This window comes from Streptomyces sp. NBC_00872 (assembly GCF_045161915.1).
Taxonomy (GTDB): domain Bacteria; phylum Actinomycetota; class Actinomycetes; order Streptomycetales; family Streptomycetaceae; genus Streptomyces.
The window spans coordinates 2648429-2662531 of record NZ_CP108806.1 but is presented as its reverse complement, the minus strand read 5'-3'; the positions used below and the strand labels follow the sequence as shown (position 1 = coordinate 2662531).

8 protein-coding genes are annotated in these 14103 nt (G+C 70.1%); 6 read left to right on the top strand and 2 right to left on the bottom strand.

Features of this window, described 5'->3' with window-relative positions; all coding sequences use genetic code 11:
* Window positions 1-54: 54 nt before the first annotated feature.
* Window positions 55-1935 (bottom strand): RICIN domain-containing protein, encoded by a 1881-nt coding sequence (locus OG214_RS11300; RefSeq protein ID WP_363083464.1) that lies wholly within the window; start codon window positions 1933-1935, stop codon window positions 55-57.
* A 342-nt stretch (window positions 1936-2277) separates the two neighbouring features.
* Here OG214_RS11300 and OG214_RS11295 point away from each other — a divergent pair, with 342 nt between their 5' ends.
* The 4 genes from OG214_RS11295 (at window position 2278) to OG214_RS11280 (ending at window position 10111) form a co-directional block, all read left to right on the top strand.
* Entirely contained in the window at window positions 2278-3255 is a 978-nt protein-coding gene (locus OG214_RS11295; RefSeq protein WP_405984660.1) for a LacI family DNA-binding transcriptional regulator, read from the top strand.
* 241 nt (window positions 3256-3496) lie between these two features.
* Window positions 3497-5380, top strand: a complete 1884-nt coding sequence (locus tag OG214_RS11290; RefSeq protein ID WP_363083466.1) for a discoidin domain-containing protein — start codon at window positions 3497-3499, stop codon at window positions 5378-5380.
* An 89-nt stretch (window positions 5381-5469) separates the two neighbouring features.
* On the top strand, window positions 5470-8553 hold the full coding sequence (locus OG214_RS11285; RefSeq protein ID WP_405984659.1) for a glycoside hydrolase family 3 protein: 3084 nt from the start codon (window positions 5470-5472) through the stop codon (window positions 8551-8553).
* A gap of 208 nt (window positions 8554-8761) precedes the next feature.
* The gene (locus OG214_RS11280; protein WP_405984658.1) at window positions 8762-10111 is read left to right on the top strand and encodes a hypothetical protein; all 1350 of its coding nucleotides are present in this window, start codon (window positions 8762-8764) and stop codon (window positions 10109-10111) included.
* Window positions 10112-10231: 120 nt separating this feature from the next.
* Here the strand turns inward: OG214_RS11280 and OG214_RS11275 are convergent, their stop codons facing one another.
* On the bottom strand, window positions 10232-10852 hold the full coding sequence (locus tag OG214_RS11275; RefSeq protein WP_363084286.1) for a YceI family protein: 621 nt from the start codon (window positions 10850-10852) through the stop codon (window positions 10232-10234).
* A gap of 207 nt (window positions 10853-11059) precedes the next feature.
* Here OG214_RS11275 and OG214_RS11270 point away from each other — a divergent pair, with 207 nt between their 5' ends.
* Complete coding sequence (locus tag OG214_RS11270; RefSeq protein ID WP_363084285.1) at window positions 11060-11569, top strand: hypothetical protein; 510 nt, start codon at window positions 11060-11062, stop codon at window positions 11567-11569.
* Window positions 11570-11711: 142 nt separating this feature from the next.
* Window positions 11712-14051 carry a polysaccharide lyase 8 family protein gene (locus OG214_RS11265; protein WP_405984657.1) on the top strand — a complete coding sequence of 780 codons (2340 nt, stop codon included), beginning with the start codon at window positions 11712-11714 and terminating at the stop codon, window positions 14049-14051.
* Window positions 14052-14103 lie beyond the last annotated feature (52 nt).

The following is a 14103-nucleotide window of genomic DNA, read 5'->3' as shown; positions in this document are numbered from 1 at the left end:
AGTGTAGGAGGGGCGGACGCACGGAGGCATCACGGCCGGATCACATCGGGGTCTCTACGCCAGACGCCACTTCTGGTTGCCGGCCCCGGTGCAGGTCCAGAGCTGGGTCGTGGTCCCGTTCGCCGACGAATTGCCCGTCACATCAAGGCACTTGTCGGCCGGAACGTTCACCAGATCGGCCGAGCCCGACTCGTATCTCCACTGCTGCGCCCCCGACCCGTTGCAGTCGTAGAGCTGGACCTTCGCGCCGTTGGCCGTCGACGCCGCCGCGACATCCAGGCACTTGCCCAGGGCCTGGACGGAGCCGTCCGCCTTGAGGGTCCAGCGCTGGGCCGTCGAACCGTTGCAGTCGTAGATCTGTACGGCCGTGCCGTTGGCGTTGCTGCCGCTCGCCACGTCCAGGCACTTGCCGCCCAGTCCGACCAGCGTGCCGGTCCTGTCCGAGCCGCCGGACTGGGTGCCCGCCCAGGTGAAGGTGGCCGAGGTCTTGCCGGGCAGGGAGTAACTGAAGTTCTGGCCGCCCCAGTTGACCCGTACCTGCTGCGCCCCGGAGCCGTCGTTGTAAGCGATCAGCGCCTTGGAACCGTCGGGATTGCGCCAGGCGACATTGGAGACCGTGGTGCTGGCGGTGGAGGCGACGCGCTCCGCGCCCGGCTTCACGAACTTGGTCAGATGACCCATCGTGTAGTACTCGATGGTGTAGTCGACCTGGCCGTGCCGCGCGTCACCGTTGTGGACGGTGATCAGACCGTCGCAGGTGCCGCAGCCGCCGTTGTGCGGACCGCGGTTCTGGTCCACCGCCAGGGACCACTTGGTCACCGACTTCGCCCAGTGCCGGGTGTAGTCGATGATGTTCGCCATGTCCTCGCGCTGCTGATTGGCGATCCAGGTACCGCCGGAGTGCTCGGTCTGGAAGGCGTTCAGCTGCGGATACTGGTTGTGGACATCCGTCTGCTTCTGGATGTTCCCGCCGTAGCCGTGCCAGGCGACCCCGCCGAAGTTGGGGTGGTTGCGCACCGCCGCGTCGTTCACGGTCTCGGCCGCGTACGCGTCGTAGGTGTCCCAGTTCCAGTCGTGCGCCAGGACCTTGGTGGACAGGCCGGCGCCCTGGAGCTTCGGCAGCAGGTTGCTCTTGGTGAAGAACGCCAGACCCGAGCCGTTCCAGCTCATCGACGGGTAACCGCCGCAGCAGGTGGGCTCGTTCTGGGCCGAGACATAGTCGACCGGTATGCCCTGGTCGCGGTAGGCCTGGAGATACTTGACGAAGTAGTCGGCGTAGGTGCCGTAGTTCTCCGCCTTCAGCCAGCCGCCGTTGAGCTGTCCGCTGTCCTTCATCCAGGCCGGTGCCGTCCACGGCGAGGCCATCGTCGACAGGGCCGGGTTGAGCTGCTTGGCCTGCTTGGTCAGCGGCAGCACATCCGCCAGGTCGTGCGCGATCGAGAACCGGGAGAGCGCGGGGTCGGTCTGACCGGCCGGCAGATCGTTGTACGTGTAGCCGAACCGGGCGAGGTCGGAACCGCCCATCGGGTTACGGATGAAGGAGAGCCCGATGCCCTCGGTCGGCGAGAACAGCTTTCTCATCGTGTCGTCACGGGTCGCCTGGGAGAGCGCTCCGCTGCCCTTCATCAGCCAGGCCGCGGTGTCCGTGAAGGAGGCGCCGCCGCCGGTGAAGGTCTGATAGCGGGTGCCCTCGTCGACGGTGATGTTCGTCCCGCTGCCGCCGCTGCCCGGCTGGAAGGTGACGGGAGTCTGCTGCTGGAGCCCGCGGGTGACATGGCGTCCGCCCGCGTCGTCCGTCGTCGTCAGCCAGATGTTGACCTGTTCGCCCGCGGCCTGGGCCGTACCCGCTGAGAGGCCGGTGAGCCCGGCGGTGGCGAGGGCGCCGGCGAGGAGAACCCTCGTCAGCCGGCGCCCGGTACCTGTCGATCTCGACATAGAACTGCTGCCCTTCTCGGCAGAGATGTGGGGGGTGGTGCACTCGGTGCGTGGTGCGTGGTGCGTGGTGCGTGGTGCGTCGTGCGGGGTCGGGTTGCGCTATGGCTCCCTGCGGCGTGAGTGAACTGCTGTTGCGAACTCCCGTCAAGAGACAGCGCGTTCACGAACTGAACGCATAACACCTCTGACCTGCTACCCGCCTGGTACGTAACAAAGGTTCGGACCAATCTCGACGTGAAGTATTGACGACTGTGTTGCGTGCCGGTTAACTCACCGCCCAACGCCGGTACCGGTTCCGGAAGCGGTTGCGGTACCGGTTCCACACCTCGGAGCGGAGGCCCGATGCGTGTCACGATCGCCGACGTCGCCCGTCAGGCGGGTGTCAGCAAGACGACCGTGTCCCGGGTGATCAATACCAAGGGCGAAGTCGACCGGAGTACGGCGGCCCGTGTCCGGGCCGTGATCGCCCAGCTCGGCTATGTGCCCAGTTCGGGCGCCGTCGGACTGGCCCGTGGCAGCAGCCGTACGGTCGGCATGCTGGTGCCCTCGCTCACCTGGCCGTGGATGGGCGAGGTCCTCCAGGGAGTCGTCGACACGATCGAGGCCGCCGGCTACGGCCTGCTGCTCTTCACCTGCAACCGGGGCGCCGAGTCGGTGGAGCACTTCACCACCCAGGTCTCGGCCCGCGCGTTCGACGGACTGCTCGTGGTCGAGCCCGAGAACACCCTCGACACCATCATCGGCCTGCACCACAAGGGCCTGCCCGTCGTGCTGATCGACGACCGCGGCAGCCACCCCGAGGACTTTCCCTCCGTCGTGACCACCAATCGCGAGGGAGGCGCGTCCGCGGCCCGTCATCTGCTCGCCGACGGACGCAGCAGGCCCCTGGTCATCACCGGGCCCGCGCATTTCGGCTGTGTACGCGACCGGCTCAGCGGCTTCCGTGAGGTGCTGCCGACCGATCTGGTCGTGGTGGGGGACTTCACCGAGCTGTCGGGACGGCTCGCGGTGGAGAAACTCCTCGCCGGCGAGGTCCCCTTCGACTCCGTCTTCGCGCAAAACGACATCAGCGCGGCGGGCGCGATGCGGGCCCTGCGGGCCGCCGGGCGGAGCGTTCCCGGCGACATCGCGGTGGTCGGGTTCGACGACATCCCGATGGCCCAGCACACCGAGCCGCCGCTGACCACCGTCCACCAGCCCGCGCGTGAGATGGGCGAGACGGCGGCGACGATGCTGCTCGGACATCTGGGCGGGGCGTCCGCGCCGGACGAACCGGTCGTCCTGCCCACCGAACTGATCGTGCGGAAGTCGGCCCCGTAAAACCCCGTAAAGGCCTGAAGGCTCCGTGATCGCCACGGAGACCACCGTCGGGCGCCCCACACAGCCCAGCCCCACCCGGCACGGACACCAGCGGTACCCAGCACCCAGCAACCAGCAGCGCCCAAGTACCCAGCAGTACCCAGCAGCACTCCGCTCGACGTACTCAGCACTCCGCACAGCACGGCAGCACCCCGTACGGACATCGCTCCACCCACCCGCACTCCCCCCACAGGAGGCATCGATGCCCTCACGTACGACTCTGGTGGCCGCCACCGCGGCGCTTCTCGCGCTGTCGGCCCCTCTCGCGTTCAGCGCCCCCGTACCCCAGCAGTCCGCTCAGGCCGCGGCCGTGGCGGCGGCCTGGAACACCGACCGGGCGGCGTCGGCCTATGCCGCCAGCCCCGCCGCCGTCACCGCGTCGGGCGTCGAGAACCCCGACACCCCGGCCTCGGGAGCCGTCGACGGCAACGCCGCCACCCGCTGGGCGAGCGACTTCACGGACACCGCCTGGATCAGGATCGACCTGGGCAGCGTCATCCGCGTCAACCAGGTCAAGCTCGAATGGGAGGCGGCCTACGGCAAGCAGTACGTCCTGGAAGCCTCCAAGGACGGCACGAACTGGACGAGCTTCTACACCGAGACCGACGGCACCGGCGGCACCGTGACCGCCCACACCTATCCCCAGGAAGTCACCGCGCGCTATGTCCGGATGCGCGGTGTGCAGCGGGCGACCGCCTGGGGCTACTCCCTCTTCTCCTTCCAGGTGTACGGAGGCGAGCCCGCGCCCGCCTCCACCACCCGTACCAACCTCGCCCTCAACCATCCGGCGTACGGCAACCTCTACCAGCACGCCGGGAATTCCCCCGCCTATGTGACCGACGGGGGCTGGCCCGCGGATCTCAAGGGCGACCAGACCCGCTGGGCCAGCGACTGGAACGCCGACCGCTGGGTCGGTGTCGATCTGGGCACTCCGTCCCGGATCGAGGCGGTCGACCTGTACTGGGAGGCGGCGTACGCCGTCGACTACGAACTCCAGGTCTCCGACGACAACCGGACCTGGCGTACGGTCCACCGGCCGTCCGCCGGTGAGGTCGCGGCCCGCCGCGCCGACATCAAGGCTCCGGGGGAGGCCGCGGGCCGGCGTGACACCGTCACCCTCTCCACCCCGGCGACCGCCCGCTACATCCGGATGCTGGGCAAGGAGCGCCGCTCCTTCTACAACCCGGCGCCCTCGACCGCCCAGTTCGGTTACTCGCTGTACGAGTTCCAGGTCTGGGGCACGGGCGGCACCGCGGCGGCGGCCTATCCCGCGCTGCCCAAGAACTCCGGCGCCGCCTACCGTACGACCTTCTTCGACGACTTCACCGGCTCGGGACTCGACCGCAACAAGTGGCGGGTGGTCCGTACCGGTACGGAGATGAACTCGGTCAACGGGGAGTCCCAGGCCTATGTGGACTCGCCGAACAACATCCGTACCGAGAACGGCAGCCTGGTCCTGGAGTCGAAGTACTGCAAGGGCTGCACCACCGTGCCCGGCGGCGGGACCTACGACTTCACCTCCGGCCGTATCGACACCAACACCAAGTTCGACTTCACCTACGGCAAGGTCAGCGGCCGGATGAGGCTGCCGGTCGGCGACGGCTTCTGGCCGGCCTTCTGGCTGCTGGGCAGCGATGTCGACGACCCGGCCGTCTCGTGGCCGGGCTCGGGCGAGACGGACATCATGGAGAACATCGGGTACGGGGACTGGACCAGCACCGCGCTGCACGGTCCCGGCTACTCGGCCGACGGCAACATAGGCAAGACACAGACCTTCCCGAACGGCGGGCGTGCCGACGAGTGGCACACCTACGCGGTGGAGTGGCAGCCCGAGGGCATGCGCTTCACCGTCGACGACCGGGTGGTGCAGGAGACGTCCCGCCAGAAGCTGGAGTCCACGCGGGGCAAGTGGGTCTTCGACCACAACCAGTACGTGATTCTCAATCTCGCGCTGGGCGGGGCCTATCCGGCGGGCTGGAACAAGGTCACCCAGCCGTACTGGGGCCTGCCGCAGTCGAGCGTCGACCGGATCGCCCAGGGCGGCATCAAGGCCGAGATCGACTGGGTCCGGGTCGAGCAGAAGTAGCGGCGGCGTCGAACGGACGCAACGGCGACAGCGCCCCCGGCGGCACCAGAGCCGCCGGGGGCATCAGCGATACAAGGAGCACGAGCACGATGCGAGGCACACGTGTCAGACCGCGGCCCGGCACCAGGACGGCGGCGCTTCTCGCCGCCGCCGTCCTGGCGGGGCTGCTGCCCCTCGCGGGAGCCGGTCCGTCCGCCGCGGCGGACGAACCGGCCCCGGTGGCCGTCGACCGTTTCGAGGGCGAGGTGCCCTTCGCGGGGCCGCCCGAGGGAGGCATCTTCACCTGGGGCGGCGACGCCGACGACCCGCCGCAGCTGAGTCTGGCGGAGCGCGCCGACGCCCCCGAGGGCGCCAAGGTCCTCGAAGGCGCTTACGACATCAACGGGTACGGCGGGTTCAGCCATGACTTCGCCTTCGACGAGCCGTCCCACGACTGGTCGGCCCACCGGGGCATCCGCTTCTGGTGGTACGGCCAGAACACCGCGCCCCTGCCGCCCGGTTCCGGCAAGCGGATCAACTTCGAGATCAAGGACGGCGGCGCCAACGGCGAGGCCTCCGAGCTGTGGACGACGTCCTTCACCGACGACTGGGAGGGCTGGCACCAGGTCGAGATACCCTTCGCCGACTTCCAGTACCGCACCGACTATCAGCCGGTCGGCGGAATCGACCAGGTCCTCGGTCTGACGGAGATGTGGGGCTACGCCGTCACCCTGCCGACGGGCGCGCCGGGCCGGTTCGCCCTCGACGGGGTGGAGCTGTACGGCAAGGCCGATCCGAGCCTGACGGCGAGCGTCGTCACCGACGCGGCTGTATATCCCGTCGCCGAGGGCACCGCGGCCAAGGTGCGGATCTCGGTCGCGACGACCGGCTCCGGCCCGATCGAGGAGCCCGTGACGGTCGACTACACCGCCGGGGGCGGCACGGCGGAGGCGGGCAAGGACTACCCGGCCGTCTCCGGCTCGGTCACCTTCCCGGCCGGCAGCGCCTCGGGCACCTCACGGACCGTCGAGATCCCCACGGTCAAGGACAGGGCCGCCGAGAGCGCCGAGACCGTACCGCTCGCGCTCACCGTCACCGGCGCCAAGGCCCCGGCCGAGAACCCGCAGGCCGTCATCGACGCCCACGGTCTGCCGTACCTCGACGCCAAGTTGCCGGTGAAGAAGCGGGTGGCGGACCTCGTCTCCCGGCTCTCCCTCGCGGAGAAGGCCGGCCAGATGACCCAGGCCGAGCGCAACGCGCTGACGGCCCAGGGCGACATCGCCGCCTACGACCTCGGCTCGCTGCTCTCCGGCGGCGGGTCCGTACCGACGCCCAACACCCCCGAGGCCTGGGCGAAGATGATCGACGCCTTCCAGCTCAGGGCGCAGGCCACCCGCTTCCAGATCCCGCTGATCTACGGCGTGGACGCGGTGCACGGCCACAACAACGTCATCGGCGCGACGATCATGCCGCACAACATCGGTCTCGGCGCGACCCGTGACCCGGCGCTGGCGGAGCGGACCGGCGCGGTGACGGCGAACGAGGTACGGGCCACGGGCATCCCGTGGGACTTCGCGCCCTGCGTCTGTGTCGGCAGGGACGAGCGCTGGGGCCGTACGTACGAGACCTTCGGCGAGGACCCCGCGCTGGTCGTCGCCATGGACACCGTCGTCAACGGTATGCAGGGCCCCGCGTCCGGCAGCGGTCTGGACCGCAACGACAAGGTGCTGGCGACGGCGAAGCACTTCGTCGGTGACGGCGGCACCGAGTACGGCTCGTCCACGACCGGTTCGTACACCATCGACCAGGGCGTCACCAAGGTCACCCGCAAGGAGCTGGAGACCATCCATCTCGCGCCGTTCGAGGACGCCGTGAAGCGGGGCGTGGGCACGGTCATGCCCTCGTACTCCTCGCTGGAGATCACCGACGAGAACAGGCCCGCGGTGAAGATGCACGCCGACGGCGCCATGATCAACGGTGAGCTGAAGGACCGGATGGGCTTCAAGGGCTTCGTCATCAGCGACTGGCAGGCGATCGACCAGATCCCCGGCGACTACGCGAGCGATGTCCGTACCTCCATCAACGCCGGACTCGACATGATCATGGTCCCGACGGCGTACAAGGACTTCACCCGGACCCTTCAGGCCGAGGTCACGGCCGGCCGGATCAGCCAGGCCCGGATCGATGACGCCGTGTCCCGCATCCTGGAGCAGAAGTTCAGGCTCGGCCTCTTCGAGAAGCCGTACGCGGACACCACCAACCGGTCGAAGATCGGCTCGCCCGAACACCGGGCGGTGGCCCGCGAGGCGGCGGCCAAGTCGCAGGTGCTGCTGAAGAACGAGGGCGCGGTCCTGCCGCTCAAGCCGTCGCAGAAGGTGTACGTGGCCGGCTCCAACGCCGACGATCTGGGCAACCAGATGGGCGGCTGGACCATCACCTGGCAGGGCGGCTCCGGGCGCACCACCACCGGGACGACCATTCTGGAGGGCATGCGGAAGGCCGCTCCCGACGCCGCCCTCACCTACTCCGAGGACGCCACCGCCCCCACCGGGGGCCATGACGTCGGAGTGGTCGTCGTCGGCGAGAAGCCGTACGCCGAGGGCCAGGGCGATGTCGGCAACGGCCATGACCTGAATCTGTCCGAGGAGGACCGGCAGGCCGTGGACACCGTCTGCGCCGCCATGAAGTGCGCCGTTCTGATCGTCTCGGGCCGTCCGCAGCTCATCGGTGACCAGCTCGGTGACATCGACGCGCTGGTGGCGTCCTGGCTGCCGGGCAGCGAGGGCGACGGTGTGGCCGATGTCCTCTACGGCAGGAAGGCCTTCACCGGTCAGCTTCCGGTGACCTGGCCCAAGTCGGTCGAGTCGCTGCCGATCAATGTCGGTGACACGGTCTACGACCCGCAGTTCCCGTACGGCTGGGGGCTGACGACCCTCAAGGCACCGCCCGGCGGCGGGCAGTTGACCCTCGCCGCCCTCGGTGTCGCGGCCCGTGTGCTGGAGAAGGCGGGGCTCGGCAGGTCCGCGCAGGGCAGGGAGCTGGTCGGCCAGGCCAGACTGCTCGTCCAGCAGAGGATCGGGGACGACATCACCCCCGCCTCGGCGAAGCCCTTCGCGGACGCGGACCATCTGCTGCTCACCGGTGATCTGACCGGTGCGGTGGAGAGGCTGACGGCGGCGTACAGGGCCGCCTGACCAGCCCTGGAACCCCCATGGGTGAGGCACCCGGGCCGGCGGGCCCGGGTGCCTCACCCTTTTCCTCTCCGGCGCTCTTCCACGACGTACTTCTCCGGCGCTTTTCCCGGCGCTCTTTTCCTGGCGCTCCCGCTTCTTTCTCTGTCGCTCTGCTTTCGCTTTTGCTCACCCCTGCCCCATCTTGGCGCGTTTCGGGTAGCGTCAATGTATGAGGACGAGGCTGTACTCCACGCTCTCCGGGATGCTGCTCGCCGGCTCGGCGGCGGCCCTGGGAATGGCGCCCGCCGCGGAGGCCGCCACCGGCCCCGAGACCGTGGCCGAGGCTCTCAAGGACGGACCCGTCTATGTGGACCCCGGGGCCGCGAGCCGGCTCTCGACGTCCGAGGCCGAGGCCCTGGCCAAGAAGATCAAGGACGCGGACAAACCGCTGTTCGTGGCCGTCCTGCCCGATACGGCCCAGTTCCCCGCCGCCACCGTGCTGAACTCGGTGCGGGCCGAGACCGGGATCACGGGCCTGTACGCCATCCGTCTCGGTGACGGCTTCGACGCGGGCGCCGACTCCGCCGTGCTCTCCCAGCAGGCGGTCCGCGATCTCACCAGCGCGGTCAAGGCGGGCGGTCCCGTGGACGCGGCGACCGAGCTGAACAACTTCGTCGACCAGGCGCTCCCGCAGATCCGTGGCCAGGCCCCGGCGTCCTGGGACACGACGGGCTCGGGCGACGCCGGCAGCTCGTCCACCGGGCTGATCGTGCTCGGCTCGGTGCTCGTGGCCGGCGGCGCGGGTGCCTACGGCGTGGCGCGGCACAACCGCCGCAAGCGGACCGACCGGGAGCGCGAGGCGCTGGACAAGCTGCGGGTCGTGGTCGACGAGGACATCACCGCGTTCGGTGAGGAGCTGGACCGGCTCGACTTCCACCCCGCCGAGGCGGGTGCCGACGACGCGATGCGCACGGAGTACGAGCGTTCCCTCGACGCGTACGAGAAGGCCAAGTCCCTGATGGGCTCGGCCCAGCGGCCCGACGACGTACGCGGGGTGACGGAGGCGCTGGAGGACGGCCGGTTCTCACTGGCGGTGCTGGACGCGCGCAGAAAGGGCGCCCCGCTCCCCGAGCGGCGTTCGCCGTGCTTCTTCGACCCGCGCCACGGCCCCTCGACGGCCGACGCGGAGTGGGCCCCGCCCGCCGGTGTACGGCGGACCGTGCCGGTCTGCGCCGCCGACGCGGCCCGGCTGGCCGAGGGCGACGACCCGATGACCCGTACGGTGCAGACGGCGAACGGCCCCCGTCCCTACTGGGAGGCCGGACCCGTGTACGGACCGTGGGCCGGCGGCTACTTCGGCGGCGGGCTGCTGCCGGGGCTGCTGGTGGGCACGATGCTCGGCTCGGTGATGGCGACGCCCGCCTACGCCGCGGACTTCGGCGGCGGCGACTACTCCGGCTACGGCGGCGGCGACTACTCGGGCGCCGACTACAACCCGGACGACTTCGGCGGCGGAGGCTTCGGCGGGGGCGGGGACTTCGGCGGCGGCGGAGGGTTCGACGGCGGGGGCGGTTTCTAGGCCCTGTCCGACCGGACAGGGCCCGGGTCCCGCCCGCGCCCGGACCGCGGGTCCTGCCCGCGTTCCCGCGTCCCCGCCGCTCCCCTCACCGTCGCCCCGCGCCCGGTATGACGCGCCCGGTCAGGCGGCTTCGGCGGCTTTCTTGATCGCGGAGATGTCGAAGGTCAGCTTGACCTTGTCGCTGACCATCACACCGCCGGTCTCCAGCGCCGCGTTCCAGGTCAGGCCCCAGTCGGAGCGCAGGATGGTCGCGCTGCCCTCGAAGCCGACCCGCTCGTTGCCGTACACGTCGGTGGCGGAGCCATGGAACTCCAGGTCGATGGCGAGCGGCCGGGTGGTGTCCTTGATGGTCAGATCGCCGGTGACCCGGTAGGTCTCGGCGTCGATCTGCTCGGTCGACGTGGAGCGGAACGACATCTTCGGGAAGGTCTCCGCGTCGAAGAAGTCGGCGCTGCGGAGGTGTCCGTCGCGGTCGGGGATCCCGGTGTCGACGCTGGCGATGGAGACGTCGATCGAGGCCGTGGAGGCCGCCGGGTTGGAGCCGTCGAGGTTCAGGGTGCCCTCGTGCTCGTTGAACGAGCCGCGGACATTGGTGACCATCGCGTGCCGCACGGTGAAGCTGATGGTGCTGTGCGCCGGGTCGATGGTGTACTCGCCGGTCAGCGCGGTCAGAGCGGGGTCGGCCACCGCGGTGCCCGAGCCGGCCGGAGCGCTGTCGTTCTTACGGCCGAAGAGGGCCATGGTTCCTCCTGAGAATGCGGTCGCTTGGTTGTTAAACCTTGAACTACGGTGACCATAGACCTGTCTCGTTCAAAATTCAACAATGTCATCCGATCGAGTTCCCCGCACCCTGGCGGACGCGCGTAGACATCGGGCACCATCTGTCTGCTACCACCTGCACCGCTGCCCCATCGACACCAACGGTTCCCAGCAGGAGGCAATCCCCCCATGAAACTTCGCTCGGTACTCACCGCGTTCGCCCTGGTCCTGGGCGCGCTCTTCGCCCCCGGCTTCGGCGTGTTCAGCTCGGCGGGCGACGCCCACGCGGCGACGAAGATCACCCACGCGACGGCGACCTCGATGTTCAGCTCACGGGGCATCACCTGGTCCTCGTCCGGTGGCTGTTCCAACCGCAACAACCCGACCTGCACCTCGTTCGACCAGCTCAACCTGGAGTCGGCGCAGGGCGCGCAGACCCTGCGGAGCGCCAGCGGCTGCGCCCTGAACATCACGGGCGGTACGGAGACGGGCCACGCGAGCGGCACGTACTCGCACTGGAACGGCTACAAGCTCGACTTCGGCAAGGCCACCTGTCTCACCAACTACGTCAAGAACAACTTCACCTACATCGGCCCGCGCGGTGACGGCTATCCGCAGTGGCAGTCCGGCGCCGGCAACCTCTACGCCGACGAGGGCAACCACTGGGACGTGACCTTCTACAACTGCGGCGGCTGCTGACCGTCCCACCCGTGGAACCGCTGCCCCGCTCCCCGGCCGACCGGGGAGCGGGGCAGTGCCCTTCCGCGGCAACGCACGCCGGACCCGTGCTGGACCGTGCTAGACCGGTTTCTACCGGTCCGTCCCCAGCGCGGAGGTCCCCGTGTCGCCGTTGTCCCGGTCGCCGCTGTCCCGCCGCGCCCTGCTGGCCGTGACCGGAGCGGCCGCCCTCGGCCCCGTACGCGAACGAGCGCCCTCCGCCGACGAGTTCGACGAACTGCGGCTGCGCTGGACGGGCCTTCGGCTCGGCACCGGCTACGACCCCGCCGCCGAGCCCTACGCCTACCGGCTCGCCGGCACCGCCGCACTGGCCGCGGACTTCCAGCGGTCGATGGCCCCGGCCGCCACCCGTCTCTGGCCCGGGATCCCCTTCGATCCGCCGGCCGGAATCACCCGGAGCTACAGCAGGCTCTGGACCATGACCCAGGCGTACGCCCGGCCCGGCACCGCTCTCACCGGCGACCCGGCCCTCCTCGCCGATGTCGTACGCGGTCTCGCCCATCTCTCCGCCACCGTCTACCGCCCCTCGGCCACCCCCTACGGCAACTGGTGGGAGTGGCGGATCGGCAGCCCCCGGCTGCTGATGGACATCACCGCCGTCCTGTACGGCCGGCTCGGCGAGGAACTGCGCGCGGCGGCCTGCGCGGCCGTCGACCACTTCGTCCCGGACGCGCTCCTCGGCCCGTACACAGGCATCAGCACCGGCGCCAACCGGGTCGACCTCTGCCGCTCCGTCGCCCTGCGCGGGGTCCTCGGCCGGACCCCCGCCAAGATCGCCCTCGCCCGTGACGCGCTCTCCCCCGTCTTCCCCCATGTCACCGAGGGGGACGGGCTCTACGCCGACGGCTCCTTCGTCCAGCACACCTGGGTCGCCTACTCCGGTACGTACGGACAGGTCCTGCTGGACGGTCTGGGCCGGCTCTTCTCCCTGCTCGCCGGGTCCTCCTGGGCCGTCACCGACCCCGGCCGGCGGACCGTACTCGACAGCGTGGAGCACGCCTACGCACCGCTGATCTACAACGGTCTGATGATGGACTGCGTCAACGGACGTGCCATCAGCCGCGGTCACCTCAAGAGCGACGAACGGGGCGTGCCGCACGGAGACCACTTCCACGGGCAGGGGATCGCCGCGGCCGTCGCGCTGCTCGCGGGCGGGGCGCCGCCGGCCGCGCGCGAGCGGTGGACCGGGCTGGTCAAGGGCTGGATCGAGCGGGACACCGTGTCCCCGGTCCTCACCGCACCGCGGTTCGACGTCGACGATCTCGCCCGGCTGCACACGCTCGCCGCCTCGGACGTACCCGCGGTTCCCGAGCCGGTCGGCCACCGGCTCTTCGCCTCGATGGACCGGGCCGTGCACCGGGGGCCCGGCTGGGCCGCCGCGCTCTCGATGGCCTCCGAGCGGATCGCGCACTACGAGTGCGGCAACGGCGAGAATCCGCGCGGCTGGCACACCGGCGCGGGAATGCTCTCCTGGTGGTGCGCGGACCGGGGCAACGACCAGTACACCGACTGGTTCTGGCCCACCGTCGACCCGTACCGGCTGCCCGGTACCACCGTGTCCACCAGGCGCCTCGCGGACCGGGAGGGCGGCGAGTGGGGCGCGCCCAGGCCCGCCGTACGGTGGGTGGGCGGCACGACCGACGGGACGTTCGCCGCCGTCGGACAGCATCTCAAGGGCCTCGGCTCCACCCTCGAAGCCCGTAAGTCCTGGTTCTTCCTCACCGACGCCGTCGTCTGTCTGGGCGCCGGGATCACCTGTACGGACGGAGTGCCGGTCGAGACGGTCGTCGACAACCGCAACCTGGGGGAGCGGGGCACCCGCGCCTTCACGCTCGACGACCGCGCCCGCCCCCGCTGGGCCCATCTCGACGGGCACGGCGGCTGGCTCTTCCCCGGCGGCGCGCGGCTCGGGACCCTCGCCGAGGAGCGCACCGGCGCATGGAGCGACATCAACACCACCAGTTCCCCCGAACGGCGTACACGCCGCTACCGGACCCTCTGGCTCGACCACGGCATCGATCCGAGGTGCGCGGGCTATGCCTATGTGCTGATGCCCGGTGTCTCCCGGCGGGCCCTGGCGGCCCGCGCCGCGGACCGTCACTGGCTGGAGATCCTCGCCAACACGGAAGGCTGCCAGGCGGTCGCGATCCACCCGCTCGGCTGCACCGCCGTCAATTTCTGGCGCCCCGGTACGGCTGGGCCGCTCACCGCGACCGCGCCCGCGAGCGTCCTCGCCGTGGTCCGCGGCCGTACCGCGACGCTCCGTGTCGCCGAACCCCCGCGTTCAGGACGGCCGCTGGAGGTCCACTGGGACCGGAGGGTACGGCGCGTCACGGCCCACGACCCCTCGGTCGAGGTGCTCTCGGCGGGGCGTACGCTACGGCTGAGGATCGACCCGGGGACGGCTGGTGCCACCCATCGCTGTGAGATGTCGTTCATCTGACATCTAGGGGAATCCCACAAGAGCCGGGGGTACGTTGCTGTCCGGGGACCCC

Bases quoted from the DNA above. Each gene is read 5' to 3' on its own strand.
- OG214_RS11275 (WP_363084286.1), bottom strand. From the start codon at position 10,852: ATGGCCCTCTTCGGCCGTAAGAACGACAGCGCTCCGGCCGGCTCGGGC.
- OG214_RS11295 (WP_405984660.1), top strand. From the start codon at position 2,278: ATGCGTGTCACGATCGCCGACGTCGCCCGTCAGGCGGGTGTCAGCAAG.
- OG214_RS11290 (WP_363083466.1), top strand. From the start codon at position 3,497: ATGCCCTCACGTACGACTCTGGTGGCCGCCACCGCGGCGCTTCTCGCG.
- OG214_RS11270 (WP_363084285.1), top strand. From the start codon at position 11,060: ATGAAACTTCGCTCGGTACTCACCGCGTTCGCCCTGGTCCTGGGCGCG.
- OG214_RS11300 (WP_363083464.1), bottom strand. From the start codon at position 1,935: ATGTCGAGATCGACAGGTACCGGGCGCCGGCTGACGAGGGTTCTCCTC.
- OG214_RS11280 (WP_405984658.1), top strand. From the start codon at position 8,762: ATGAGGACGAGGCTGTACTCCACGCTCTCCGGGATGCTGCTCGCCGGC.
- OG214_RS11285 (WP_405984659.1), top strand. From the start codon at position 5,470: ATGCGAGGCACACGTGTCAGACCGCGGCCCGGCACCAGGACGGCGGCG.